This window comes from Streptomyces sp. P5F9 (assembly GCF_057961495.1).
This window is the reverse complement of the sequence record NZ_JBXVPZ010000001.1, coordinates 77,758-103,751: the sequence shown is the minus strand read 5'-3', so window position 1 is coordinate 103,751 and position 25,994 is coordinate 77,758. Positions and strand designations below refer to the sequence as shown.

At 71.1% G+C, this 25,994-nt stretch carries 21 protein-coding genes and 2 pseudogenes; 14 read left to right on the top strand and 9 right to left on the bottom strand.

The features are described 5' to 3' along the window. From AC31A1_RS00510 to AC31A1_RS00500, 3 genes and pseudogenes are all read right to left on the bottom strand, one after another. Positions 1–193, bottom strand: a 193-nt coding sequence (locus tag AC31A1_RS00510) for a hypothetical protein (protein WP_489651233.1), incomplete at its 3' end; no start/stop codon positions are given. A 266-nt stretch (positions 194–459) separates the two neighbouring features. Then, positions 460–1,794 carry a helix-turn-helix transcriptional regulator gene (locus AC31A1_RS00505; RefSeq protein WP_489651232.1) on the bottom strand — a complete coding sequence of 445 codons (1,335 nt, stop codon included), beginning with the start codon at positions 1,792–1,794 and terminating at the stop codon, positions 460–462. A 952-nt stretch (positions 1,795–2,746) separates the two neighbouring features. Next, positions 2,747–3,169, bottom strand: a pseudogene (locus AC31A1_RS00500) (ATP-binding protein); the annotation flags it as partial. A gap of 206 nt (positions 3,170–3,375) precedes the next feature. On the opposite strand from AC31A1_RS00500, the gene AC31A1_RS00495 reads away from it, so the two are divergent. The 6 genes from AC31A1_RS00495 (at position 3,376) to AC31A1_RS00470 (ending at position 10,895) form a co-directional block, all read left to right on the top strand. Then, positions 3,376–5,961: a helix-turn-helix transcriptional regulator gene (locus tag AC31A1_RS00495; protein WP_489651231.1), complete on the top strand. Its 2,586-nt coding sequence runs from the start codon at positions 3,376–3,378 to the stop codon at positions 5,959–5,961. A 70-nt stretch (positions 5,962–6,031) separates the two neighbouring features. Beyond that, on the top strand, positions 6,032–6,973 hold the full coding sequence (locus AC31A1_RS00490; RefSeq protein ID WP_489651239.1) for an alpha/beta hydrolase: 942 nt from the start codon (positions 6,032–6,034) through the stop codon (positions 6,971–6,973). Between the two features lie 96 nt (positions 6,974–7,069). Beyond that, on the top strand, positions 7,070–8,035 hold the full coding sequence (locus AC31A1_RS00485; RefSeq protein ID WP_489651230.1) for a helix-turn-helix domain-containing protein: 966 nt from the start codon (positions 7,070–7,072) through the stop codon (positions 8,033–8,035). Next, positions 8,020–8,964, top strand: coding sequence for a helix-turn-helix domain-containing protein (locus AC31A1_RS00480; RefSeq protein WP_489651229.1), 945 nt, complete (start codon positions 8,020–8,022; stop codon positions 8,962–8,964). Before AC31A1_RS00485 ends, AC31A1_RS00480 begins: the two co-directional genes overlap by 16 nt. Positions 8,965–9,183: 219 nt before the next feature. Beyond that, on the top strand, positions 9,184–10,155 hold the full coding sequence (locus AC31A1_RS00475) for an alpha/beta hydrolase (protein WP_489651228.1): 972 nt from the start codon (positions 9,184–9,186) through the stop codon (positions 10,153–10,155). 23 nt (positions 10,156–10,178) lie between these two features. Next, the gene (locus tag AC31A1_RS00470; protein ID WP_489651227.1) at positions 10,179–10,895 is read left to right on the top strand and encodes an alpha/beta fold hydrolase; all 717 of its coding nucleotides are present in this window, start codon (positions 10,179–10,181) and stop codon (positions 10,893–10,895) included. 1,065 nt (positions 10,896–11,960) lie between these two features. On the opposite strand, the pseudogene AC31A1_RS00465 reads toward AC31A1_RS00470, so the two are convergent. Beyond that, positions 11,961–12,185 (bottom strand): annotated as a pseudogene (locus AC31A1_RS00465) (helix-turn-helix domain-containing protein); the annotation flags it as partial. 681 nt (positions 12,186–12,866) lie between these two features. Here AC31A1_RS00465 and AC31A1_RS00460 point away from each other — a divergent pair. Next, positions 12,867–13,874 carry a sugar ABC transporter substrate-binding protein gene (locus AC31A1_RS00460; protein ID WP_489651226.1) on the top strand — a complete coding sequence of 336 codons (1,008 nt, stop codon included), beginning with the start codon at positions 12,867–12,869 and terminating at the stop codon, positions 13,872–13,874. 40 nt (positions 13,875–13,914) lie between these two features. Here the strand turns inward: AC31A1_RS00460 and AC31A1_RS00455 are convergent, their stop codons facing one another. After that, on the bottom strand, positions 13,915–14,916 hold the full coding sequence (locus tag AC31A1_RS00455; RefSeq protein WP_489651238.1) for a LacI family DNA-binding transcriptional regulator: 1,002 nt from the start codon (positions 14,914–14,916) through the stop codon (positions 13,915–13,917). Between the two features lie 203 nt (positions 14,917–15,119). Here AC31A1_RS00455 and AC31A1_RS00450 point away from each other — a divergent pair, with 203 nt between their 5' ends. The 6 genes from AC31A1_RS00450 to AC31A1_RS00425 all read left to right on the top strand — a co-directional run bounded on the left by AC31A1_RS00450 (position 15,120) and on the right by AC31A1_RS00425 (position 20,368). Further along, positions 15,120–16,070, top strand: a complete 951-nt coding sequence (locus AC31A1_RS00450; RefSeq protein ID WP_489651225.1) for a TIM barrel protein — start codon at positions 15,120–15,122, stop codon at positions 16,068–16,070. Between the two features lie 10 nt (positions 16,071–16,080). After that, a complete protein-coding gene (locus tag AC31A1_RS00445; protein ID WP_489651224.1) occupies positions 16,081–17,508 on the top strand; it encodes a sugar porter family MFS transporter in 1,428 nt (475 codons plus the stop codon). A 23-nt stretch (positions 17,509–17,531) separates the two neighbouring features. Further along, positions 17,532–18,548: a Gfo/Idh/MocA family oxidoreductase gene (locus AC31A1_RS00440; protein WP_489651223.1), complete on the top strand. Its 1,017-nt coding sequence runs from the start codon at positions 17,532–17,534 to the stop codon at positions 18,546–18,548. Next, complete coding sequence (locus tag AC31A1_RS00435) at positions 18,545–19,411, top strand: sugar phosphate isomerase/epimerase family protein (protein ID WP_489651222.1); 867 nt, start codon at positions 18,545–18,547, stop codon at positions 19,409–19,411. Before AC31A1_RS00440 ends, AC31A1_RS00435 begins: the two co-directional genes overlap by 4 nt. Positions 19,412–19,580: 169 nt before the next feature. Beyond that, positions 19,581–20,162, top strand: a complete 582-nt coding sequence (locus AC31A1_RS00430) for a TetR/AcrR family transcriptional regulator (protein WP_489651221.1) — start codon at positions 19,581–19,583, stop codon at positions 20,160–20,162. Positions 20,163–20,179: 17 nt separating this feature from the next. Continuing rightward, the gene (locus AC31A1_RS00425; RefSeq protein ID WP_489651220.1) at positions 20,180–20,368 is read left to right on the top strand and encodes a hypothetical protein; all 189 of its coding nucleotides are present in this window, start codon (positions 20,180–20,182) and stop codon (positions 20,366–20,368) included. 406 nt (positions 20,369–20,774) lie between these two features. Here AC31A1_RS00425 and AC31A1_RS00420 read toward each other — a convergent pair whose 3' ends face one another. From AC31A1_RS00420 to AC31A1_RS00405, 4 genes are all read right to left on the bottom strand, one after another. After that, positions 20,775–22,247 (bottom strand): MFS transporter, encoded by a 1,473-nt coding sequence (locus AC31A1_RS00420; RefSeq protein WP_489651219.1) that lies wholly within the window; start codon positions 22,245–22,247, stop codon positions 20,775–20,777. Next, positions 22,248–23,069, bottom strand: a complete 822-nt coding sequence (locus AC31A1_RS00415) for a TauD/TfdA dioxygenase family protein (RefSeq protein WP_489651218.1) — start codon at positions 23,067–23,069, stop codon at positions 22,248–22,250. A 448-nt stretch (positions 23,070–23,517) separates the two neighbouring features. Beyond that, entirely contained in the window at positions 23,518–24,795 is a 1,278-nt protein-coding gene (locus tag AC31A1_RS00410) for a sulfite oxidase (RefSeq protein WP_489651217.1), read from the bottom strand. 125 nt (positions 24,796–24,920) lie between these two features. Further along, positions 24,921–25,004, bottom strand: a complete 84-nt coding sequence (locus AC31A1_RS00405; RefSeq protein WP_389348440.1) for a putative leader peptide — start codon at positions 25,002–25,004, stop codon at positions 24,921–24,923. A gap of 551 nt (positions 25,005–25,555) precedes the next feature. On the opposite strand from AC31A1_RS00405, the gene AC31A1_RS00400 reads away from it, so the two are divergent. After that, a complete protein-coding gene (locus tag AC31A1_RS00400) occupies positions 25,556–25,984 on the top strand; it encodes a hypothetical protein (RefSeq protein WP_489651216.1) in 429 nt (142 codons plus the stop codon). The last annotated feature ends 10 nt before the right edge of the window (positions 25,985–25,994 follow it).

The window sequence follows — 25,994 nt, the reverse complement described above, 5'->3', positions numbered from 1 at the left end:
GCGCACCGGAGTCGAGCGCCTCCGCGCAGTCGAGTACTTCGTCGCCTCCCTTCGAGCCGTACGTCAGCGCCACGACCGCCTCGGACACGGACTCCGCCGGCTCGCCGTCGACGCCTTCGCCTCCCCGACATGCAGCCTCATCTGCCGACGACGCCTCAAGAAGACCCACCCACGATCCCGTGACGAGCTGCACGGGACCGTGGAATCGATCCGATACCGGGTGATCCCGTGGTGCCAGCTGCGTTCCCGACTAACGCAGGTGCCGCCCCGCACCACAGACGACGCGACCAAGGTGGACATCCACAAGGTGGTTCCCCGACATCGCCCTCAGCCGGCAGCCCAGCGCGACGACCAGGCCCGCAGGGGCCCCGCCGAACAGAGCACGGCCGAACACGACGAACCATCGCCCGCCGACACTCCCGACCTCAGGAACCCGGCCTCAAGGGCCCGGCACCGATGTCACTCCGACCGCCGGACGCGGTCGAGGGCGTCGCGGAGTTGGGCGCGGCCGGTGATGCCGAGCTTGGGGAAGATCTTGTGCAGGTGGAAGCCGATGGTGCGGTGGGAGAGGTAGAGCCGAGTACCGATGTCCCGGTTCGTCAGGCCTTCCGCTGCCAGTTCGGCGATCTGCACCTCCTGCGGCGTCAGGTCGGCCAGGGCGTCGTGAACGGCGGGAGGTGCCACGGCCACGCCCGCCGCGCGGAGTTCCGCGGCGGTGCGCTCGGCCCAGGGGCATGCGTCCAGCCGTTCGAAGATGTCGAGGGCGGTGTCGAGGAGGGGGCGTGCTTCGGCGGTGCGTCGGCGGCGCCGTAGCCACTCGGCGAAGTCGAGGTGGGCGAGGGCGCGTTCGAAGGGCCAACGCGTGCCGGCCTGGTCGCCGATCGCCGCACGGAAACGGGGCTCCGCGTCGTCGGATTCGCTCAGCAGTGCCGAGGCGCGGTGCACGATCGCAGCCAGACGGGCGGAGCGATGCTGCTCCAGGTTCCTCTCGGCGGCGTGGAGCACGGCGCGGGCGTCGTCCGCTTGTCCGGCCCGGACGGCCGCGGCCGCGAGATCGCCGAGGCAGTAGAGGGAGGCGTGGTAGTGGACGGGTGCCGGGCGGGTGTCCTGGGTGAAGGCGCGGCGGAGTTGGGCGTACGCCGTCTCGTGGTCGCCCTCCGCGAGGGCGGCCAGGGCGAGCGCGTGACGGTGACGCACGTAGAGACTGCGGGACTTGCGCAGGTCCCTGCCGCGGACGGCGTCGTCCGCCTGCGCCCGCGCGCCCGCGCTGTCCCCGCGAGCGGCGCGCAGGGTGGCCTGGAGGAGGGGCGATCCCACCATGACGTTGTCCGCGCCCGCCTCCGTCGCCATCCAGAGGGCCTCTTCGGCGGCGGCCTGCGCCGCGCTCCAGGCTCCGCTCTCGAAGTGCGCCAGGGCCAGGGCCTGCGCGACGGTGCAGTTGGCGCCGGCCGTGGCGGCCCGGCGCAGTTGGTTCATGGCCTGGTCGAGCAGGCGTACGGCCTCGTCGGTCTCGTCCAGGATCCAGGCCGCACCGCCGAGTGAGACCAAGCCGGTCAGGGAGCCGTCCGGCAGGGTGTCGACGGCGTGGTGCAGGCTTTTCAGGGTCTGCTGCCGGTCCGTGAACGGTCGGCCGGCCGCCTGCGGCCAGACGCGGTCGGTCTCGTCCGGCTGCCGCGCGATGAGTCCGTTGATCCGCTGGATGTCGTGCCGGTAGCGGGGGTCGCCCGAGTTGTACGCCGGGGTGGCCGCGGTGCTCAGGGCGCTCAGGGCCAGGGCCGGCGCAGGGGCCGCCATGGATTCGGCGACGGGGAGCAGGAAGGCCAGGGAGTCGTCGTGCCGCAGGGTGACAGCCAGGGACCAGCCGGCCCGCAGGGAGGCTTCGGCGAGGAGCTGGGGGGTCGTCCGTGAGGCCGTCGACGCGACCCGCGATCTCCCCCACCCATTGCGGGTGCCCCGCGTACATGGCCGACGTGGCCGCGGCGAGGAGGCGGCGGGCGCGCTCCTGCGGATCGGGGGTGAGGTCGGCGGCGCGTTCGAGGGCGGTTGCCGCGGCCGCGTGGCCGCCGCGGTGCTGGAGGCGTTCCGCGCTCTCGGCCAGGGCGCGGGCGACGTCTTCGTCCGGGCCGAGCGCTGCCGCGGCGAGGTGCCAGGCACGGCGTTCGGGTTCGTGCGCGAGGGCGGTGGCGAGGGCGAGATGGGCCTCGCGGCGTTCGGCGAAGGAGGCGGCCTGATACACGGCGGAGCGGACCAGGGGGTGGCGGAGTCTTGCCCCGCCGGCGTCGACGCGCACCAGGCCCGCCTGCTCGGCGGGTTCCCAGACTTCTGGTCCGCCCGCGTCCGGGACGTCCGAGAGCTGTGCGGTGCCCGCGGCCGCCACCAGGAGCAGGGCGCGTCGGGTCGCGGGTGGCAGCGTGGGCAGGTCGGCGGCGAACAGGTGCTCAAGGCGGGCGGTGAGCGGGAGCGAACCGAACGGGTCGAGGTCGCCGGCGTCCGGATTCCTGGTGAAGGCCCGCGCGAGTTCGATGAGGGCGAGTGGGTTCCCGGACGCCTGATCGAGGATCTGTGCCCGGACCCGGCCCCGTGGCGGCTGCGGCTGCCGGTCCAGCAGGAGCCCGGCCGATGCCCGGTCCAGCGGACCGGCCGTCAGATGCGGGAAGTCACGGTCGAAGCGCACGGGCACCGCTTCGTCGCGTGCCGCGAGCAGGAGGACGGCGGGTTCCCCGTCGAGCCGCCGGGCGACGAAGGCGAGTACGTCCAGCGAGCCGACGTCCAGCCACTGTGCGTCGTCGACGGCGATCAGCAGCGGACGCTCCGCCGCCGTGTCCGAGAGCAGCGTCAGCACCGCGGTTCTGATCAACAGAGGTTCGGGGGCCGGTGACGCGTCGGCCTGGTCGATGCCGAACGCGTGGCGCAGGGCGTCGCGCTGGCGCACGGGAAGCCGGTCGACGCCGCTGAGCACGGGACGCAGCAGCTGATGCACCCCGGCGAAGCCGAGGTCCTGCTCGCCCTCGCAGCCCCGTACCCGCAGCACGCGTCGGCCGCGGTCGGCGGCCTGCGTGGCGGCCCGGTCGACCAGGGTGCTCTTTCCCGCCCCCGGCTCGCCGGTCAGCACCAGCACCTTGGGGCCGTCGCCGTCGACCGCTTCGACCAGCCGCGTGATCCGTGACATCTCACGATCCCTGCCGAGGATCGCCGGGCCGTGTTCCCGCTCGGCACCGAAGTCACCGACGTCCATCAAGTTCTGTATCTCCCCACCGCTCACGTCCCATCCTGCCAGGCCGGCCGCGCATGACTGGTCACATGACAGAAGCGCTGCTCGTCGCACCCCTGACAGCATCCGGTCTCCGGGGGTGCACAGTGATCGGGAGTACGGCAGTGGGTGGAGAAGCGGACGTCGACCGGATCCTGTGGGGCGTGGACGGTCCGCGGTCCCTGCTGGTGCTGGGGGACGCCGGCACCGGCAAGACCCGGCTGCTCCGGATCGCCGGCGAGCAGGCCCAGAAGCGGAGGGCCCGCGTCCTGTCGGCGCGTGCCTGCTCGTCGGAGGCGCAGCAGCCGTACGCCTGTCTGCACCAGCTTCTCCTGCCCGTGCGGGACGAGCTTGACGCTCTGCCGGCTCGCCAGCAGCGGGCACTGCGCGCTCTCTTCGCGCCGGTGGACAACGTGCCGCCGGAGGGCATGGCCCTGCCCACCGCGGTCCTGACCCTGTTGGCCCAGCTCGCGCGGACGGGTCCGGTCCTGCTGAGCGTCGACGACCTCCAGGACTGCGACCGCGCCTCCCTGGCCGTCCTGTCCTTCGTGGCACGACGACTCACCGACGCGTCCGTCATCGTGCTCTTCTCGGCACACGGCGCGGCTCCCCCTCCAGGCGTCCCCTCGGACCTCGCCGTACTGTGTCTCGGTCCCCTGTCCCCGCGGGCGGCGGCCCGGCTGCTGGACGCGCAGCCCGGTGCGCCCACCGGCCGGGCCAGGCTGGAGCTGCTGCGGCAGGCGGAGGGCAATCCGCTGGCGATCATCGAGCTCAGTCGTGCCGAGGCGGGGACCCTGGGTATCCAGCAGATGTTCGCGGCGCGGCTGGACGTGCTTCCGGAAGAGACACGGCACGCCCTGCTGTACGCGGCGGCCGGCGGGCCGCGGGAGGAACTGGGCACCGTCATGGCCGCGTTGGGCTCCGACGACTTGAGGGTGTGGGCTCCGGCGGAGGCGGCCGGACTGATCACCGTCGCCGAGGGGCGAGTGACCTTCGGCAACCCGCTGACGCGCGTGGCCGCCTACCACCGGCAGCCCGCGCAGCTGCGCCGGCGGGCCCACCGGGATCTGGCGGCCGTATCCGCCCATGGCCCCTCGCACCTGGCCACGGCCGCCGTGGGTCCGGACGAGTCCGTGGCCGCGGCCCTGGAAGGCGCTTCCGAGCGGGGTGACCGCTTCAGTGCGGCCCACGCGCTGGAGCAGGCCGCGCTCCTCAGCCCCCGCGACCACGACCGCGCCCGCCATCTCGCTGCTGCGCTCACCGCCGCGAGCGCTCTCGGAGATCCGGTCTGGGTGCGCGACCTGTACGCGGCACTGGGCCGGGTGAACGGGGACCGGGAACCGACGGCCGCCGCCACCTGCGCCATGGCGGGGGCGTTGTCGTTGCTGTCGTTCCAGCGAGAGGCGTTCGATCTCCTGCTGGAGGCGGCGCGGCGCACGCCTGAGAACGATGCCGAAGAGGCCCTCGCCCTGGCGACCGTCGCGACGGGCATCGCCCGCCAGTCCGGACTCCCCCAGCACTGGTGGCAGTTGGGTTCCTTTCTCGGCCCGCCGTCCGCGGACGGCGGGCCGCACACCGACGTGCTCACCTCCCTGACGGTCCTCGCCTCGGCCACGACCGGTCTGAGCCCGTCGGCCCGACTGCTCACGACGGCCTCGCTCGCCCATCACACCGACGAGTCGGACCTGTGCGCGGAGCAGTTCCGCCAGGCGGGCGAGCTCTTGCGCGCGCAAGGTGCCCTGGGCCCGCTCGCCTGGACCGTCGCGGCCCAGGTGGACACGCTCCTGGGTCTCGGACGCTGGGACGAGGCCGAGTCCCTGATCGAGGAGGGGCTCTCGTACGCCGCCGTCCATCGGTGGACCCGCGTCGAGATGGATCTCGAAGCCCTGGGTACGACCCTGCGCGCGCTGCGCGGCGAGAGCGTGCCGGGCGCTCGGTTCACCGGCCCGGACCGGCTCTCCGTCAGCCTGGACGAGAACCGTGCCACGCACGCGCGGATGCTCCGGGCCCGCGGTCTGACGGCCATGGTCCTCGGGGACGGGGACGGCGCCTTCCGGCACCTGCGGACGCTGTTCGCCGACGACGGCGATCCTCTCGACCCCTTCCTCTCGCCCCGCTGCATCGCCGAACTGTCCGCAGCCGCCCATCGCACGGGCCGGCGGCGGGAGGCGGCGCACGTCCTCACGCGGGTCCGGCGGAGCCAGGGTGCCCGGCCGACGACCCGGATGACACTGCTCATGCACCACGCGGCGGCCCTGGTCGACGAGAACGCGGACCCCGAGCACCACTTCCAGCTGGCCGTGGTCAATCCGGAGGCTGCCCGCTGGCCCCTGGAGCGGGGCCGGGCCCGCCTGGACTACGCGATCTGGCTGCGTAGACGCAGGAGGCCGCTGGAGGCCCGCGCCCAGCTGACCGTCGTACTGGAAGCGGCCACCCGGCTCGGCGCCCGGCACCTCGCCGAGTCGGCCCGCGGCGAGCTGCGCGCGAGCGGGGTGGCCGAGGCTCCCACCTCAACGGAACCGCTGGTCGAACTGACCGCCCAGCAACGGCAGATCGTACGGCTGGCCGCGGACGGCCTGTCCAACCGCGAGATCGGCGAACAACTGTTCCTGTCGCCGCGTACCGTGGGCTCGCACCTCTACAACGTCTATCCCAAACTCGGCATCAGCAGCCGCCACCAGCTGCGCGATCTCCTCGCGTGCAAGAAGTGACGGGGCGAGAGACGGCTATCGTATGAAACCGGACAGGCGGCCCCCCTCTTCCCTGACGCTCGATCCGTTGGTGCAGCGCCTGGTCGAGGCGTCCTCGGCGCCGCCCTTTCTGCACGAGCTGTCGCCGGCCGCCGGCCGGCAGGCCCTGGCGGAGTCCCAGATCCACCGGGTCGAGGACTTCGCGGTGGACGCGTCCTTCCAGGTATCACCCGTTGGCCCGTCCGGGCTGACGGGCTTCTGGATCTTCCGGCCGCGCGGAGTACGGGAGCCGCTTCCCGTCCTGTTCTACGTTCACGGCGGCCGCTGGATGCTGGGAGACGCGCAGACCCACGCCCGGCTCATCAGCGAGCTCGTGCTCGGCGCGGGAGTGGTCGCCCTGGTACCCGAGTACAGCCGCGCCCCCGAGGCCCGCTATCCCGTGGCCGTCGAGGAGTGCTACGCCCTCATGGTCTGGGCCCTCGGCCACGCGGCCGAACTGGAGGCGGACACCAGTCGGCTGGCGGTGGCCGGGGACTGCGCCGGCGCCACCCTGGCCATCGCGCTCACCATGCTGGCGAAGTCGCGCGGCGGCCCGAGGATCCATGCCCAGCTGCTGTACTACCCGATCACCGACGCACGCTGCGCCAGCGCCTCCCAGCGGCAGTTCGCCGAGGGTTATCTGCTCACCCGGGAGGCTCTGCGCGGCTACTGGCGGCACTACAGCGACGATCCCCGGGACCTGGCCGAGCCGACCGCGTCCCCGTTGCGGGCCGGCCCGGCGGAGCTGGCGGAGCTGCCGACAGCCCTGCTGATCACGGCGGAGGCCGATGTGACACGGGACGAGGGCGAGCAGTACGCGGACCGGCTGCGCCTGGCCGGGGTCGCGGTGACGTCGACCCGGTTCCTGGGCACGGTCCACGACTTCGTCTCGCTGGCCGCCTTGCGTGACAGTCCGCCGACGCGGGCGGCCGTGCGGCAGGGCGTCGCCTTTCTGCGCGGCCTGCTGCATGGCGAGGACCAGTCGAGCGACTGATGCGTCCGCCCCCTGGCCGACGGCACGCTGGCGGGTATGTCAGCCCTCTGCGATTCCTTCACAGGAAACGACGCCACTCCGAGGCGACCAGGCCGGGTGTTCTCCACGAGTTCCGTACCGATCGGCGAAAGTCTGGAGTTCTGGCATGACGCCGTGCTCGCCACGCTGGTGGGGATGGACATCGCCACGGAGAGCGGGACGTACGACGCCACGATGCGTACGGACCGGCTCGGCGAACTCCAGATCACCACGGTCGACTGCGATCCCGGAGAGGTCCACCGGACCCCGCGCTTCGTCGCCCGCGGCGACGGCGGGCAGGTGCTCGTCGCCGTACAGGGCACCGGCACGGCCCAGGTCGAACAGGACGGCCGGTACACGGAACTCCACCCCGGTGACGTCGCGTTCTTCGAGACCGTCCGCCCGTTCCGCACGCGGTTTCCACGGCGGTTCCAGCTGAAGATCTTCGCCGTACCGCGGTGTCTCCTCGGCCAGCCGGATGCTGCCCTGGGACGGATCACGGCGCGGGCCCTGTGTCCGGTGGGCGGGCTCGCCGCCCTGCTCTCACCCTTCATGTCGCGTCTCGCGGACACGTCCGAGTCCTACTCCGGGCCGGTCGCCGAGCGGCTGGCCGAGAGCGCCGTGGGCCTGCTGGCGGCAACCGCGGCGCACCAACTGGGCGAGGAGCCGGCCGACCTGCCCGGCGCCGACCGGGTCCTCCTGCTGCGCATCCAGAGGTTCATCCGCTGGCACCTGGCGGAACCGGGCCTCACACCCGCGGTCATCGCCCGATCCCATGGCATCTCGGCGCGGTATCTGCACCGGCTGTTCGAGCAGGAGGGCACGACGGTCGGCCGCTGGATTCAACGGCTCCGGCTCCAGGAATGCCGCAGGGAACTGACCGGCGCCACAAGCGTGGGCAGCGTCGCCCGGCGCTGGGGATTCAGCGGCACCGCGCACTTCGGACGGGCTTTCCGCCGGGAGCACGGCGCCTCCCCGACCGACTGGCTGCGGGACAAACGGGCCCGGCGCATCGTGGAGGAGGACAGGTGCCGGGCCACCTGACCGCCCTGGACGAGCCGGCGTCGTACCAGCAGGCTCTGTCGATGGCCTACGGCGATCTCGACGTGGTCGCTCGTTCGGACCCGGAGTCCTGGCGGGGCTCCCTCCAGGTGCTGCGACTGGGCACGCTCCGGGTCGCGACCGAGCACTCCGACGCCGTGAGGGTCGTCCGGACTGTGCGGAGCGCGGCGGCCGACGGCCACGACCACGTGTTCGCCCGCATGCAACTCGACGGCCCGGCCCGGCTGTTCCAGGACGGCCGCTCCGCGGACCTTCACCCTGGCGTCCTGGCCTTCCACGACGCGAGCCGACCGTTCAGCCTCGTCCTGCCGGAGCACCAGCGGGCGCGGGTCCTGATGGTTCCGCGCCCGCTGCTGAGGCTGGACGAGGCGGAGATACGCCGGGTCACCGCGAAGGTCATCGGCGATACGCCCGAGGGACCGGCCGCGTTCCTGCTCCCGCTCGTGTCCGGCCTGGCCCAGGAGATCGGCGCGTGCGCACCTGCCGCCCGCGAGGAGCTCGCCCGCGCCGTCGCCGACCTCCTCTCCACCTTGGCCGCGGACCGGCTGGCCACCACGGCCCCGGCCGGTGCGCAGGGGGCCACACTGTTCGACCGCGTCAAGGCCACCATCGAGACCCGCCTCGGCGAGCCCGAACTCTCCCCCCAAGCCCTCGCCGACACTCACGGCGTCTCCTTGCGCTACCTGCACAAGCTCTTCCACGAACACGACACCACGGTCGGCGGATGGATACGCCGGCGCCGGCTCGAATCGTGCAGAGCCGAACTCGCCCGTCCCACAGCGGCCGACCGGACCATCGCCGCTGTGGCCGCCCGGTGGGGTTTCGTCAGCCCCGCCCACTTCAGCCATGCCTTCCGCACGGCGTACGGCATGTCCCCGGCTCAGTACCGCGGGCAGCGGCCGGACGGCTGACGAGCCTTCGACAGCCTCCTGTGGAGGGAACAGCCGTGAATTCCGCGGCAGTTCGCGTCCGACAGCGCACGGCGTCCCCCTCCAGGCGCACTGCCGGGTCAGTTCCTGTGCACTGCCGGGCCGGCTCCGGTGCGCTGACGCGCAATGTCCACCGGTCCCGCGGCTCTAACGTCCTGACCGAGGTCCCCGCAGATCTCATCCGAAACCGAGGAGGAGCACATGTCCGACGCCGTCGAACCGGTCCAGCCGGTGCTGGAACCGGCGGCAGCCGCCTTCGCGGAGGCGACCGCCAACCCGCCCTACCTGTTCGACCTGACGCCCGCGGAGGGCCGCAAGGCCGTCGACGAGGTGCAGTCCGGGGAGATCGCCAAGCCCGCCGTCGACGAGGAATGGATCACCGTCTCCGGCGGCCCGACCGGCAGCGTCCGGGCCCGGATCGTGAAGCCCACGGGTGCCTCCGGACCCCTGCCGGTGATCATCTACATCCACGGCGCGGGCTGGGTGTTCGGCAACGCCCACACCCACGACCGGCTCGTGCGCGAACTCGCCGCGGGCGCGAACGCCGCCGTGGTCTTCCCCGAGTACGACCTCTCCCCCGAGGCCCGCTACCCGGTCGCCATCGAACAGAACTACGCCGTCGCCCAGTGGGTCGTCCAGGAGGGCGCTACCAAGGACCTCGACCCCACCCGCATCGCCGTGGCCGGCGACTCCGTGGGCGGCAACATGACCGCCGCGCTGACCCTGATGGCCAAGGAGCGCGGCGACGTCCCGCTCCTCCAGCAGGTGCTGTTCTACCCGGTCACCGACGCCGCCTTCGACACCGGCTCCTACCACCAGTTCGCCACCGGCTACTTCCTGCGCCGCGACGGCATGCAGTGGTTCTGGGACCAGTACACGACCGACGAGGCCGAGCGCGCCCAGATCACCGCGTCCCCACTGCGCGCCACGACCGAGCAGCTCACCGGCCTGCCCCCGGCCCTCGTCATCACCGGCGAGGCCGACGTGCTGCGCGACGAGGGCGAGGCCTACGCCAACAAGCTCCGCCAGGCCCAAGTCCCCGTCACCGCCGTCCGCTTCCAGGGGATCATCCACGACTTCGTGATGCTCAACGCCCTGCGCGAGACCCACGCCGCCGAGGCCGCCATCACACTGGCCCTCGACACCCTCCGCACCGCGCTCCACAGTCGCTGAGACACCCAGAAAGAGAGCCCCCCGTGCCCACTACCCCCACCGTCCTCCTCGTGCACGGCGCCTTCGCGGACGCCGGCAGCTGGTCCGGTGTCATCGCGGAGCTGCAGAGCCACGGCATCGCCACGCTCGCGCCGTCCAACCCGCTGCGTGGCCTGGCGTCGGACGCCGCGTACATCGCGTCAGTGGCGTCCCAGATCGACGGCCCGGTCGTCCTCGTCGGCCACTCCTACGGCGGTGCGCTGATCACCGTCGCCGGCACCACGGAGAACGTGGTCGGTCTGGTCTACGTGGCGGCCTACGCCCTCGAAGAAGGCGAGAGCCTCGGCGAGTTGCAGGGTCGCTTCCCGCTCTCGTCGCTCGTCAGCAACCTCAAGCAGTGGACGTACCCGGTACCGGGCGGCGAGCCGGGCGTCGAGGTCACCATCGCGGAGGACGCCTTCCCGTCGGTGTTCGCCGCCGACGTGCCCGCGGACGTCACCAAGGTCCTCGCGGCGGCCCAACGCCCCCTGGCCGCCGCGGCGTTCGAGGAGACCGCCGCCGCGGCCGCGTGGAAGACGAAGCCGGCCTGGGCGCTCGTCGCCGGGGCGGACGAGGCGATCAACCCCGAGGTCGAACGCTTCGGCGCGAAGCGGGCCGGGGCCACCGTCGTCGAACTCGAAGGCGCCTCGCACGCCGTGGCGGTCTCCCGGCCCAAGGAGGTCGCCGACCTGATCCGTGCCGCGGTGCACGCGACGAGCTGACCCGGCGCGGGGCGGCGCGGCCGGACATCCGTATGGTGTCCGGCCGCGCCGTTCCTCACTCCCGGGTAACTCGTGACCGTCTTCGAACGCATCTTGCCCAGAGCAGGAATGACGCGAGTGTGACCGCCGCTGCGTGGCAGGGCGCGGTCTTGTCGTATCGGGCCGCGATGCCGCGGAACCCCTTGAGCCGGTTGAAGCAGCGCTCAACAATGTTGCGTTGGCGGTAGACCCAGCAGTCGAACGCCGGTAGTCACGCTCCGCGGCGGCCGCGGTTGTGCCGGTGTCGCTGCTGAACGGTCTTTTCGGGATGGTGTGCCCGATGCCGCGTCGGCGCAGGCAGGCGCGGAAGCCTCGGAGCTGTAAGTCAGGGGCCGGGCGAGACGTCCGGACTGTATGCAGCACCTGGGAGTGCTTCGGCAAGAGGGACGCGTGCACGGCCTCGGCCGGATCCCGAACAGCCGTCCGGCCGCGGCCGGACGGCACTGGCGCTCGCCTTGCTCACCGCCTCACTCGGGGCTCATTGGAGAGCCGCCATCTTGAAGCCGCTGGTCACAGGGCTGGCGTGACAACACCATCGGAGCCCGCCACCAGATCACCACCGACCCAGCGCCTCTGCGGATGATCCGCAGCAACCGCCTGCCCGGCACCGGTGTGATCCGTCAGAAATCCTGAAGGTTGGTTCTGCTCGGTTTTCTGGCTGTCGGTTCCGACTTTGGTGAGTTGGTCGGCGAGGGTGCTGAGGATCCCGTCGGCGGTCTTGGTCCAGGTGAAGGTCCAGCGCCTGGATCCGGGATTTCTCGTCCACGCGGAGCACGACCGCTTTCTCGGGCGGGTGGTGGCACAGGCCCACCACGTCGACGCCCTTGGCGACGAACTGCAGATCGGTGGACAGCTTGAAGGAGTCCGGCAGGTGCGGCTTGAGGTCGAACCGCTTCCAGATCCGGCCGATGGCCGACTGCGACAGGCCGGTACGCTGGGCCATCGAAGCCCGTGACCAGTGCGTGTCCCGCCCCGGCCCGAGCGGGGCTCGTCGTGCGGGCCGTCAAGGCGTTTGGCGATGAACCGGGCCCGCCACCGGTCCACGGTCGACCTGTCGATACCGACGTCGGCCGCGGCCTGCTGGTTCGTCCCACCCTCCGCGCAGCGCAGCACGATCTTCGCCCGTAACGCGAGGAACTGGGCGGTCTTCGCCTGCCGCGCCCACTGCGTCAGCTGCCTGCGCTCGGCATCGTCCAGGACCGGGTCGGCCTTCGGCCGGCCGAGCCAGCCGGCGTCCTCAAGCCCGGCCATCCGCTCCTCGGCGAACGCCCGCCGCCACTTGCCCACCGTCCTGGCCTGAACACCAACGACCCGCGCCCCAGCAGCGTTTGACATACCGTCAGCACGCTCGGCCTCGGACAGTGTGATCTCCACAGCAGAAGGCCCCGGATGCGAGATGCCAAAAGGGCAGTAACCAACCTTCAGGACTTCTGGCGCATCTCACCAGGAACGCGTCGGCGCCCGTACGGCACGCCACCGTCGCGACCACTACGGACGGCGACTGCGGGAGGAGATCCTCGTAAGAACCCATGACGGGTAGTTCGCGGCATCAGACGACACCCTGGCCAAATCCGTCTGAAATTTCGGCCTCACAGATGGATGCGGTTGTCGAAACGTCCTGACAAACCGATTGACATCATCCACGGCCGGTTCCATAGTTACGAGCTACTAGAGCGCGCTAATGACGCGCTCTAGTAGCTCGCATCACGAGCAGTCGCAAGCAGTCGCACCCATGACCGCTGCCCCTGCATGCAGCCTCACCCACGCAAGACAACTTGTCGGCCACCAGCCCGACTCGCCTGGCGCGAAAGCGTCTTCACCACCTTCAGGAGCCCCCCTACGCCGCTCCTCCGATCACCCCCTGAATCACCCCCCTCCCATTCGCGCTCCAGCGCGCACGAACCCCAACAAGCACAGTGAGGTGCAAGGGACATGCACGGACACCGCAGAGCCGCCACCCTGACCGCCACCGTCCTGGTCGGCGCCCTGTTCGCCGCGGGCTGCTCCAGCAGCTCCGGCGGCAAGAAGTCCACGGAAGAAGGGGGCGCCGCGTCCGCGGGCAAGGCCACCACCACCCCTCGGATGACCGTGGCGATGGTCACCCACGCCGCCCCCGGCGACACGTTCTGGGACCTGGTCCGCAAGGGCGCCCAGGCCGCCGCCGCCAAGGACAACGTCAGGCTCGTCTACTCCAGCGACCCCAGCGCCGCCAACCAGGCCAACCTCGTGCAGAACGCGATCGACCAGAAGGTCGACGGCATCGCGCTCACCGCGGCCAAGCCGGACGCCATGAAGGACGTGGTGGCCAAGGCGAAGTCGGCCGGCATCCCCGTGGTCGGCTTCAACTCCGGTGTGAGCGACTGGAAGAAGCTCGGCATGCTGGAGTACTTCGGCCAGGACGAGAACATCGCCGGCCAGGCCTTCGGCCGGCGCCTGAACCAACTCGGCGCCAAGCACGCCCTCTGCGTCGTCCAGGAACAGGGCCAGGTCGCCCTGGAAGCCCGCTGCGCCGGCTTGAAGAAGGGCTTCAGCGGCAAGACCGACATCCTCTACGTCAACGGCACCGACATGCCGTCCGTGAAGTCGACGATCACCGCGAAACTCAGCCAGGACACCTCGATCGACCAGGTCGTCACCCTGGGCGCCCCGATCGCGCTGACGGCGATCCAGTCGCTGTCCGACTCCGGCAGCAAGGCCAAGGTCGCGACCTTCGACCTCAACCAGCAGCTGGTGAAGGCCGTCCAGAACGGGTCCGTGGAGTTCGCGGTCGACCAACAGCCGTATCTCCAGGGCTACTTGGCGGTCGACTCACTGTGGCTCTACAAGACCAACGGCAACTTCAGCGGCGGGGGCACCGCGCCGGTGCTGACCGGGCCGGCCTTCATCACCAAGGACAACGTGGAGGCCGTAGCCAAGTTCGCCGCGGACGGGACGCGGTAACCCCTTCCCCCCGCTCGCCCCGGAACCGTACACCCCTCTCTCAGGCCGGCGATTCCGGGGCCGGCCCGCTACTCCCCCGGACCACCAGCTTCGGGTCCAACACCGCCTCCCGGGGCTCCAGTTCGGGCTTCTCCAGCCGCTCCACCGCGAAGCGCACCGCGTACTCCGCCATGAGCCCCGCGTCCTGACGCACGGTCGTCAGGCCGATCGGCATCAGGTGGGAGAGATGGCTGTCGTCGTAGCCGACGACGGACAGATCGCGCGGCACCTCGACGCCCGCCCTGGTCAGGGTCATCAACAGGCCCATCGCACAACGGTCGTTGCCCGCGAGGACCGCGGTCGGCAGGGCCTGTCCTCGGTCCCGTTCCGCGAGGAGGGTGCGGCCGGTCTCGATGCCCGACCGCTCGGTGTGATCACCGGGGACGACCCGCACCTCGGACTCCAGCCCGTGGCGGCGCATCGCCGCCCGATAGGCCCGGCGCCGCTCGACCGAGCCGGGGCCGCTGCCACCGTCGATGTGCACGATCCGGCGGTGCCCCGACTCGACGAGGTGGTCCATGGCCTGCCGAACACCCTTGCCCTCGGCCGTGTGCACGAAGTCGACATGGGCGTGCGGAACCCGGCGGCTGACCGAGACGGCGACCGTACGGCGCCCGAGTTCGTCGAGGAAGGAGGGTTCCGCGAACGAGCCGAGCAGGATCAACGCCTCGCAGCGGTGACTGAGCAGCGCCTCCACGGCCTTCTCCTCGCTGCGGCTCTGCGTGGCGCCGGACAGCAGAACCTCGTAGCCGAGGCGTTCGGCCTCGGGGTAGATGCCCTCGATGAGATCCGTGTGGAAGGGCTGCTGCACGGCGAACATCACGCCGAGCGTGCGGCTGTGACCACGGGCGAGCAGCCTGGCCGCACTGTCGGGGCGGTAGCCGATCTCGTCGGCGACCCGCAGGACCCGTTGCCGGGTCTCCTCGCTGGCCCCCGGCTGGTTGCGGAAGATGATCGAGACGAGCGCCCTGGAGACACCGGCCTTCTCGGCGACATCCGCCATCGTGGGCCGCTGCTTGCCCGATGCATCCACCTGTGAACCCACCCTTCGACGTGGCCCACCTTAGCCAGCGATCTCGAAATCTCCCGGCGACAGGCTATTGACATGACATTTGGACCAGGGTCATCGTACTCGTACTAGAGCGCGCTAGTAGAGCGCGACAGCACACACCGCGAAACTCCCGATCTCGGGTGAAGGGACATGTCATGGCAACGGCGCCAGGCCCGCTCCGCACCATCGCCGGCAACCTCTGCCTGGGCTCCGCCCCCGACTCCTGGGGCATCTGGTTCCCCGAGGACGAGCACCAGGTGCCGTACACCCGCTTCCTCGATGAGCTGGCCACGGCCGGCTACCAGTGGCTTGAGCTCGGCCCGTACGGCTACCTCCCCACCGCCCCGCAGCGGCTGAAGGAGGAGCTGGACGCCCGTGGGCTCCAGGTCTCCGGCGGCACCGCCTTCGGCGCCCTGCACCGCCCGGAGGCGTGGGACGAGATGCTCGCCCATGTCCGGCAGGTCGCCGCGCTGACCGCGGCCGCCGGCGCGCACCACCTCGTCCTCATCCCGCCCATGTACCGGGACGAGAAGACCGGCGCGTTCACCGAGTCGCCCGAGCTGACCGCCGAGCAATGGGCGGGCTTCGGCCGATCCGCGGACCGGCTCGGCAGGCTGCTGCTCGACGAGTACGACGTACGGCTCGTCCTCCATCCACACGCGGACAGCCACATCCAGACCCAGCCGGAGATCGAACGGCTGCTCAACGAGTCGGACTCCCGCTACACCAACCTCTGCCTGGACACCGGGCACGTGGCCTACGGCGGCGGCGACAACCTCGACCTGATCCGCCGCTTCGGCGAGCGCGTGGGCTACGTCCACATCAAGCAGATGGATCCCGAGGTGCTGGCCCAAGTCGCCGCGGAGGACCTCTCGTTCGGCGAAGCGGTCAAGCGCGGGGTGTGCGTGTCGCCGCCGGCCGGTGTGCCGAACCCGGCCGACGTGGTGGCCGAACTCGCCCGCCTGGACGCCGAGTTGTTCGTCATCGTCGAGCAGGACCTGTACCCGTGCGCTCCCGAGGTGCCGCTGCCCATCGCGGTCGACACCCGTGAGCACCTGGCCGGTTGCGGACTGACGGGCACCCGGCGCCCGAACCTCGACCGGTAGGGGGGCCGCCATGGACGTCAGGGACGACGCGACACAGGTCACCACCACCGCACCCGCCGAAGCCACCCCGCGCACGGTCTCCCGCCGGCTGCGGCTCATCACCGTCATCGCCACCTTCGGCGGACTCCTCTTCGGCTACGACACCGGCGTCATCAACGGCGCCCTGCCCTACATGACCGACGACCTGGGCCTGACCCCCTTCACCGAGGGCATGGTCACCAGCTCGCTGCTGCTCGGCGCGGCGGTAGGCGCGGTCTCCGGCGGACGGTTCTCGGACGCGCGCGGACGGCGCCGCACGATCCTCGTCCTCGCGGTGGTGTTCTTCGTCGGCGCACTCGGCTGTACGCTCGCGCCGAACACCGCCGTCATGGTGGTGGCCCGCTTCGTGCTCGGCCTCGCGGTCGGCGGCGCCTCGGTGACCGTGCCGGTCTATCTGGCCGAGATCTCGCCCGCAGAGCGGCGCGGCGCACTGGTCACCCGCAATGAACTCATGATTGTCAGCGGTCAGTTGCTGGCCTTCACCTCCAACGCGGTCATCGCGCGGGTGGGCGGTGAGTCCGGCGGGGTGTGGCGCTACATGCTCGTGCTCGCCACGATCCCGGCCGTCGTGCTCTGGTTCGGCATGCTGGTCATGCCGGAGAGCCCACGCTGGCTGGCCTCCAAGACCCGCTTCGGCGAAGCCCTCGAAGTGCTCAAGCAGGTCCGGTCCCAACAGCGGGCCGAGGCCGAACTCGCCGAGGTCTCCGCGCTCGCCGTCAAGGAGGACCAGGCGAAGCTCGGCGGCTGGCAGGACATGAAGTCCACGCCGTGGCTGCGCAAGCTCATGTTCGTCGGCTTCGGCATCGCGATCGTGCAGCAGATCACCGGCGTCAACACGATCATGTACTACGGCACCCAGATCCTCACCGCCGCCGGCTTCACCGCCGACAGCGCCCTGACCGCGAACATCGCCAACGGTGTCATCTCGGTATTGGCCACCTTCGTCGGCATCTGGCTGCTCGGCCGCGTCAACCGCCGCCCGATGCTGATGACCGGTCAGATCGGCACGACAGCAGCCCTGTTGCTGATCGGAGTCTTCTCCCTCCTGCTGCCCTCGGGTGACGGCCGGGCCTTCGCCGTGCTCGCCATGACGGTCACCTTCCTCGCCTTCCAGCAGGGGGCGATCTCGCCGGTGACCTGGCTGATGCTGTCGGAGATCTTCCCGATGCGGATGCGCGGATTCGGGATGGGTGTCGCGGCCGTGGTGCTGTGGCTGACCAACTTCGCGATCGGGCTGGTCTTCCCGTCCCTGGTCTCCGCCATCGGGGTCTCCAACACCTTCTTCCTCTTCGTGGTGGCGGGCGTCTTCTCGTTCACCTTCGTCAAGCTCTACGTCCCCGAGACCAAGGGCCGCACCCTCGAAACCCTCGAAGCCGAACTCCGGGCGCGCTTCTCCTGACCTCGTCTGCATAAGGAATGACCATGACCGTACGTGTAGGAGTCATCGGCGCCGGCTGGATCGGCAAGGAACACATCCAGCGCCTCACCCACACCGTCACCGGCGCCCGCGTCACCGCGGTCACCGACATCGACGCCGCCCGTGCCGAGGAGGCGGCGGCGCCGGTCGGTGCGCGGGTGCTGCCCGACGGCGCCGCCGTAATCGCGGCGGACGACGTGGACGCCGTGCTCGTGACGTCCTGGGGTCCGACCCACGCCGAGCACGTGCTGACCGCGATAGCCGCCGGGAAGCCGGTGTTCTGCGAGAAGCCGCTGGCCACGACCGCCGAGGACTGCCTGCGGATCATCGAGGCCGAGACGGCGCACGGCCGCCGCCTGGTCCAGGTCGGCTTCATGCGCCGCTACGACGCCGGCTACCGGCAGATGAGGCAGGTCATCGACTCCGGCCGCATCGGCGAGCCGCTGATCGTGCACTGCGCGCACCGCAACCCGACCGTCCCGGAGTCGTACACGTCCGACATGGCCGCCCTGGACACGGCGGTGCACGAGGTGGACGTACTGCGCTGGCTGCTCGACGACGAGATCGTCTCCACCCAGGTGCTCACCCCGCGCGCCACGAGCAGGCGGTTCGCCCACCTCAAGGACCCGCAGATCATGCTCTTCGAGACCGCCAAGGGCGTCCGCATCGACCTGGAGGTCTTCGTCAACTGCCAGTACGGCTACGACATCCAGTGCGAGGCGGTGGGCGAGGAAGGGCTCGTCCGGTTGCCCGATCCGGCCGCCGTCGGCGTGCGCACCGCGGGACAGCACAGCACGGAGGTGCTCACCGACTGGGTGGGCCGCTTCGCGGACGCCTTCAACATGGAGTTCCGCGAGTGGATCGCCGGGATCGCCACCGGCAACGAGCCCACCGGGCCCTCGTCCTGGGACGGCTACGCGGCCACCGTCATCACCAGCGCGACCGTCGAGGCCCTGGAGTCGGGCCACGTCGTCGCCACCGACCTCAAGCCCCGACCCGCCTTCTACGGAGGTGCCGCGTGAAGATCGCCCTCGACCCGTACATGTTCCGCGCCCTGCCCATCGACGACATGGTGCGCACGGTCGCCGAACTCGGCTACGAGTACATCGAGTTGTCGCCCCGCGACGACTTCATGCCATTCTTCCTGCACCCGCGTGCGGACGACGAGCGCGTGGCGGAGCTGAAGAACTCCCTGCGCACGCACGGGGTGAAGCTGTCCTCCGTACTCCCGCTGTACAAGTGGTCCTCGCCCGACGAGACCGAGCGACAGACCGCCGTACGGTACTGGAAGCGGATGATCGAGATCACCGCCGAGCTCGAATGTCCGCTGATGAACTCGGAGTTCAACGGCCGCCCCGAGCGCGCCGCCGAGAGCGAGGCCGCCTTCTGGCGCTCGCTGGAGGAACTGCTGCCGGTCTTCGAGCGGGAGGGCATCGCCCTCAACCTGGAGGCACACCCGGACGACTTCTGCGAGGAGAACACCCCCGCCGTCGACCTCGTCCGCGCCATCAACAAGCCCTGGGTGAACTACCTCTACTGCGCCCCGCACTCCTTCCACCTCTCGGGCTCCGACCCGACGGCGGACATCGCCGCGATGATGCGCTACGCCGGCGACAAGCTCCAGCACGTCCACATCGCCGACTCCTTCAACCACAAGGGGTCCAGCGGTCTGCGCTACATCCTCAACCCGCCCGGCACCCCCGCCCGCATCCACCAGCACCTCGACATCGACCAGGGCGAGGTCGACTGGGACGCCTTCTTCGGCACCCTGCGCGAGCTGAACTTCGACGGCGTGGCCACCGCCTGCGTCTTCGCCTGGGAGGAACGGGCGCGCGACTCCTCGGCGTTCATGCTCGACCGCATCAGCAAGGAACTGGCCGGGTGAACGACCGCCTCTTCGGGACGACATGACCGCACGGGAAGGCGGGTGACCATCAGCTTGCGGACGCCGTAGTTGGTGCCGGCGAAGTCCATCGGGACCTCTTCCAGCGGGGTGGCGAGCCGCAGGTTCGGGAAGCGCGCGAGTTCAGTGATGAGGGAGATCCTGCGCGCGGGTGGGGCGGCTTCTCGACGAGTGGGGCGGCGTGGAGAAGCTCACCATGCGAGCCATGGCACGCGAGGTGGGCGTGGCAGCCCCCAGCATCTGTCTGCACTTCTCCGACAAGGCGGAACTCGTCTGGCCAGCATTGGCCGACAAGTACGAGGACCTCGCGGCACGCATGCGCGCAGCCGACGCGGAAACGGCCGCCGACGGAGCCGACGCCCGGGAGCGACTGCGCGCCCAGGGGCACGCCTGCTGCCTCTTCGCCCGCGAATACCCCGGTCACTGCCGGCTGATGTACGAGGTGCGTCAGCCGCCCGTCCCGACGGCCCGCCTCCACCTGCACCCGTCCCGGCACGTCTCGCTCTCCCTGCGCGAGGCGTTCGCCCGGTGCCGGGAGGCCGGCTACCAGCTGTCGAGTGCCGAGCAGGCACGAGAACCCGTGGAGCCCCTGGCCGACGGCCTCGTCGACACGCTGATCCCGGCGGAGCCCGCAGACGAACCGCAACCGCCGGCGGCCGACACCGAAGCGGCACCACGGATCCGGACGATCCTCTCGGGCCAAGGCGATACGGCATCGGCGGAAGCCAGTTGACGAACCATCAACGACAGATGGCACGGGAGTCCGGGCGGCGCGCCCCGTCGGCCGAGCCGATGGCATCGTCCTTGACGCCGAAGGCGTCCTTCGAAGTCCGCCCACCAAGTCGAGGCATCGGCACGGCCGTTGACGCCCACCGCATCATGCGGACGTACGGCGGTCAGTCCTCCGCGGAGCCGGTGGCGAGTCCGCCCCGCCAGTGACACTGGAGCAGGAGGAATGCCGCGACCAGGGGAGGATCGAGAAGAGGGCGTGGGCGCCGCCCAACCCGCCTGCCTGCGCCTGCCATGGGGCGAGTCCGCTGGTCACGGGGTATACAGCTTCGGGTTGTTGAGCATGATGAGCGGTTCGGCGCGGACTCACCGCAACGAGCGGCGCTCGTGGGGGCGAGTCGCTGAGGATCTGGTGGTGCCGGATGCGGATACGGCGTACGCCGCTGCGCTCCTCGGCCTTGGTGCGGGCGCCGAGCCGGTTGGGCTCGGTGACGGGGTGACCCGTTGGGCCTCCCGCTTGGCGAGGAGCGCGGCCCGCTTGACCTCCAGGTACGCGCGAAGCCCCGGCCGGGGGTCGGGGGCCGTGTCGAGCAACGGCTCCTGTTCTTCCGGGCTTTTACCGTTCTTGCGGGCTGCGGTCGTCGTGGCGGTGGTCATCCCGGAGACTTCCTGCGGTCGGAGGGGCTGGTGTTGAAGATCGGGGTGTGGTGGCGGTCCGACGCAGCCGCGACAGCACGAGGGCCACGGCGAGCAGGCCCGCGCAGACGCAGGAGGCTAGCGCGTACGCGGTCCTCGGTGAGCCGGTGGCCGAGTGCAGATAGACGGCCGAGACTGCGCTGAGGCAGACGGCCGCCGCGATCCGCTGGGCCATCTGCAGAATGCCGCCGCCCACTCCGGCGGCCTCCGCCGGGGCGTGCTGGAGGACCTGGGTCTGGTTGGGTGAGACCGCGAGCCCACCGGCCACGCCGGACAGCAACTGCGTGGCGGCGAACGCGACCGGCAGCCCCGCGGCCGGTACGAAGAGCGCGGCCACCGCCCCGGCCAGGGCGGCGGCGATGCCCAGGCTCAGACCGACGGTCACCGTGCGAAGCCCGACGCGTCTCATCAGCCGCCAGGCGAGGGCCGAGGAGACGCCCATCGCGATGGCGGAGGGGAGCGAGATCGCCGCCGTGAGAAGGGCGGAGAGCCCCAGTCCGTCCTGGAGGAAGACGGTGAGGACGAGGGACGCCGCGAGCGAGGACCCGAACTGGGCCATGGCGACGGCCGTACCCAGCATGTACGGCTTCGACGTGGCGAGCGCCGGATGGACCAGTGGCGCGCGTCCCGTCCGTGCCCGTACCCGCTGGTGCACGATGAAGGCGCAGGCCAGGGCGCACACACCAGCCACCCACGCACCTGCCTCTCCCCCGCTGTCCGGTGTGCGAATGAACGGCACCATCAGCGTCAGCGTGCAGCCGCAGGCCAGAGCGAGGCCCAGGACGTCCAGCCGGGAGTCACGGGCGGTGCGCCGGGGCGGTGGCAGCCAGCGGGCCGCGAGGGTCAGGGTCACCACCGCGCAGGGTGCGCTCAGCAGAAGGCAGTACCGCCAGCCGATCTCGGGGCCGAGCCCGGCGACCAGCACACCGCCGAGCGGCGGGCCGAGTGCCGCGGCGACGCCACCCGTCACCGCGTACATCCCGAGCGCCCGGCCGCGGTCGAGCCCCTGGAAGACGTCCTGAAGGGTGCCGATCACCTGGGAGTTGACGAGTCCCGCCGCGGCGCCCTGCACCAGCCGCGCGCCGATCACGGTGCCCGGACCGCCGCCGGTCGCGGCCGTCACCCCCGCCAGGAGGAAGACGGCCATGCCGGCGATGAAGAGCCGCTTGCGGCCGTGCAGGTCGCCGAGACTGCCGCCGGGTACGAGGGCCAGTCCGAAGGCCAGTGAGTAACCGGCCACGATCCACTGGATGTCCGCCGCGCCGGCCCCGAGCGAGTGCCGCATGCTCGGGACGGCGATGTTCAGAACTGCCTGGTCCAGCAAGGTGGTTGCCCCTGCGGCCATGCACACCAGCAGGACGCGCCGGGCGGCGCGGTCTTCTCCCGGGAGCATTCAGGCGCGCCGCTCCGTGACACCGGCGTCCGGCTCCACGGCGAGGACCTTGCGGTAGACGCGCTCGCCGTCGCCGTAGTCGTCGACGGCGTAGTGCCAGGTCGCCCGGTTGTCCCAGAGGACGAAGTCGCCGGGCTTCCAGCCGAAGCGGATCGTGTAGTTCGGTGAGGAGGCGTGCCGGAGCAGATGGTCGAGAAGCACCTTGCTCTCCGCCGGGGTGACTCCGGTGAGCTGCTTCGCCGAGCTGCTGATGAAGAGGCCCTTGCGGCCGGTGACGGGGTGAGTGAGGACGACCGGGTGCTCGACGGGTTCGCCGGGAGCGTTCTTCCTGCTGCCCTGCGCGTAGTTCTCCGCGTTGCCGTCGTAGAGGGCGCCGACCGACTCCAGCAGCGCTTTGAACGGCTGTGACAGGTCGTCGTACGCGGCTTGGAGGTCCGCCCACAGGGTGTGGCCGCCCAACTCCGGCACCACCTCGTAGGTCAGGGACTCGATCGCGAACACCGGGTCGCGCCACAACCCGCCGATGTGCCAGGTACTGGCCTTGCCGGTCTGCTTCACGTTGTACGGGTAGACCAGCGGGTTGTCCGGGTGCTTCACGGCGGTCGGGTGGTCGAAGGGCCGCGCGAAGATGCCGACGGCGGTCACCTGCTGATCGGGCGTCAGGTGCTGGCCGCGGAACACGAGGACCTTGTGCTCCCGGAAGGCCTGGCGCAGCTCCTCAGCGGTGGTCTCGTCGACGGGCACGGTCAGATCGACGCCGACGACTTCGGCGCCGAAGCGGGGCCCTGCCCTGAGGATGTCGATGGGGGCGACGGTGGTCATGACGTTCTCCTTCTTCTACGGCGGGTGCGGGTGCGGGGTCAGGAGCGCCGCCCTGCGGCCGGGGCAGTCCGAGGTGGTCGCGGAGCGTGGTGCCGACGTACTCGGTGCGCGGCGGCGGCAGACCCGGACACGGCGGTGCGCGCGCCAACGGCCGTACGGGGACGGTCGGTTGACGACAGAGCGGTGGGATACGCCGAGAGCGGACGGGGTGGAGAAAAGGCGAGATCGCGGTCGTTACACGAAGGTCAACGACAGATCTGGTCGAACTGGTCGGCGCGGCGGCTCACCCAGAACGGGTCGAGCAGCACCGTGTGTGCCTGGCCAGTGGTCTCCATGAGCGGATCAAAGCACACGCTCCCAGGTGCGTCCATCAGGCATCCCGACGGGTGAGACGGCGGCCGGGACAACGGAACGGCCGGGCACCGCTGCGGGGCCATCATGGCCGCCCTCACACCACACTCACCGGGTGCCGCACCACCGCGTCGAACAGATAGCCCTGGGTGTTGGGCACGGCGACGTCCGGCTGGGTACGGCCGGCCGTGTCGGTGGCACGGGCCAACAGGTGGGTGGCACCGGGCGCTTCGGGCTGCCAGTTCAGGGACCACCGGGTCCAGGTGTCGGCGCGGGGCCGGTCGTGCAGACGGGCGGGCCGCCAGTTCGTGCCGCCGTCGGTGCTGACGTCGACCCGGGCGACGGCGCCCGCGCCCGACCACGACCGACCGTGCAGCACGTGCCCCTCGCCCGCCGTGAAAATGGCCCCGCTCGCCAGCTCGAAGGCGCTCTTCGTGACCTGCCGGGTGATCGGCGCGCTGCCGCCCTCCGGGTAGGCGGAGCCGAACAGCCGGTAGAAGGTGGTGTTCCAGGGCGAGTAGAGCGGCTGCGCGGACACCTCGATGTCGCCGACCCACTTGACCGACGCGATCCCCACCCAGGACGGCACCAGCACGCGCACCGGATATCCGTGGTCGTACGGAAGGGGTTCGCCGTTCATCTCGTAGGCGAGGATCACGTCGTCCAGCGCCTTGCCCAGAGGCAGTGGGCGGCGTACATGGCCCAGGCTCTCGCCGCCGCTGACGTACTCGGCGTCGAGACCACGCGGCTGCACGTCCACGGCGTTCCGGGACAGCCCGGCTCTGCGCAGTACGTCGGCGAGGCGCACCCCGCGCCAGCGTGCGACGCCGACCGCCCCCAGGGTCCATGCGGTGCCGGTGACCGTCTCGCCCTGCTGTGTCGTGTAGTAGGAGCGGCCGTTCCCGGCGCATTCCACGAAGGCGGTTCGGGTGACGGCCGGCAGCGCTCGCAGATCGTCGTACCCGAACTCGACCGGACGGTCCTCGCCGGGGCTGCCGCGCAGTCCGCTCCCCCACAGCCGCAGCCGCCAGTCGTCGGCCTCCAGGACGGGGGTGGCGGTGTGGTTGCGCACGAAGAACAGCTCGTTGGGGGTGTGGTGGCCGATTCCGCGCAGCGCCTCCCAGCGAGTCTCGGCGTTGGTGCCGCGCTCGACGAACCACTCGGGCGGCAGCGGCTTGACGATCCCGGCGACGGCGGCGCGGGCGGGCCGGGTGCCACCCAGTGCGGTCCCGGCGGCGGTGGCGGCGAGCAGGGTGAGCAACCGCCGACGGGTGACCCCGTCGGCCCTGGCCTCACCGGCCAGCCACTGGCGCAGCCTGCGGCGGTCGTAGTCGGTTTCGTGGCGGTGACCGGGAGGAGTTTCGGGTGCAGGCATAGCGTGTCCTCGTCATCTCTGAGCGAAGAGTTCGGGGCGGCACGGAAGTTCGCGAGAAGTGCCGACGGGCGCCCAACCGGCTTTTCCGGCACGGTTGTTGGCACAGGGGCAAAAAAGGTGCGCGATCAGCCGGTCGTCCGACACAGCGCGGCGGCCACCCGGACGAGGTCCACGGCGCGGCGGCGGGTCAGCGGCTGCGACAACGGCATGGCGAGATGCAAGCAGGCCGAATGGACGGTGTCAACGAGGCCTTGGAGTCAGCGCGGCAGGGCACCCCGGCGGTCGAACGTCCGCCGCGTGTCGGGGAGTTGCCGCTCCGGCCTCCAGAGGGGCAAGCCCTCGTGCCGTTGACGTGCGCGAATCACCCACGCTTGCATCACCGCATGCCGCGCCAGCCCTTGATCCGCCGCCGCAGCGTCGCCCCGGTACGCGTCGCAGCCGCGCCCTGTTGCGCCGCCGCCCACTGACCAACCGTCAGGCCAGGCGCCCAACGCCTCGCGTCTCAGGCCGAGTTCCTCACCCCACCACCACGGGTGCGTGCGACCGGATTCGACGAGAACGGCGGACCCGAGGTCCTGCGCACCATCGAGGTGCCGACCCCGCAGGCCGGCCCCGGAGAGGTCCTGCTCCGGGTGACCTACGCGGGGGTGCACTTGGAGGCCTCCGGCCATGTTGCCGCGCTCGGCGAGGACGTCGGCGCACTCGCCGTCGGGGACCCGGTCGCCGTGACCTGCCCGACGGCGGTGGCTACGCCGAGTACGTGGTCGCCCCGGCCCGCTTCACGTTCCCGCTGCGCACCCCGTCGGGCGAGATCGATCTGCCGACCGCCGGCGGGTCCGCACTCGTCCTGCCCACGGCCTACGGCGTCCTTGTCGGAGCGGCCCGGCTGTTGCCCGGCGACAGCGTGCTGATCCAGGCGGCGGCAGGCGGCGTGGGCTGCGTCGACAAGGCCGAGTACGCCAAGCGTTTTGGATACGGCGCGGCCGGCGGGCGAGGCGTGGACGTGGTTCTCGACCCCGTGGGCGGCCACACCCGCCTCACCGGTCTGGACCTACCGGCCACAGCGTCGGTGACGTCTCCCGGCGCACCCCCGACCTCCTGCGGGCCCACGCTCTGGCGGCCCCAGAACTCGTCGCCTTCGGAAGCGTGCACGGGGAAGACCCTGCCGGCCGTACGAGGGGAGGAGTGATCGGCCGCTG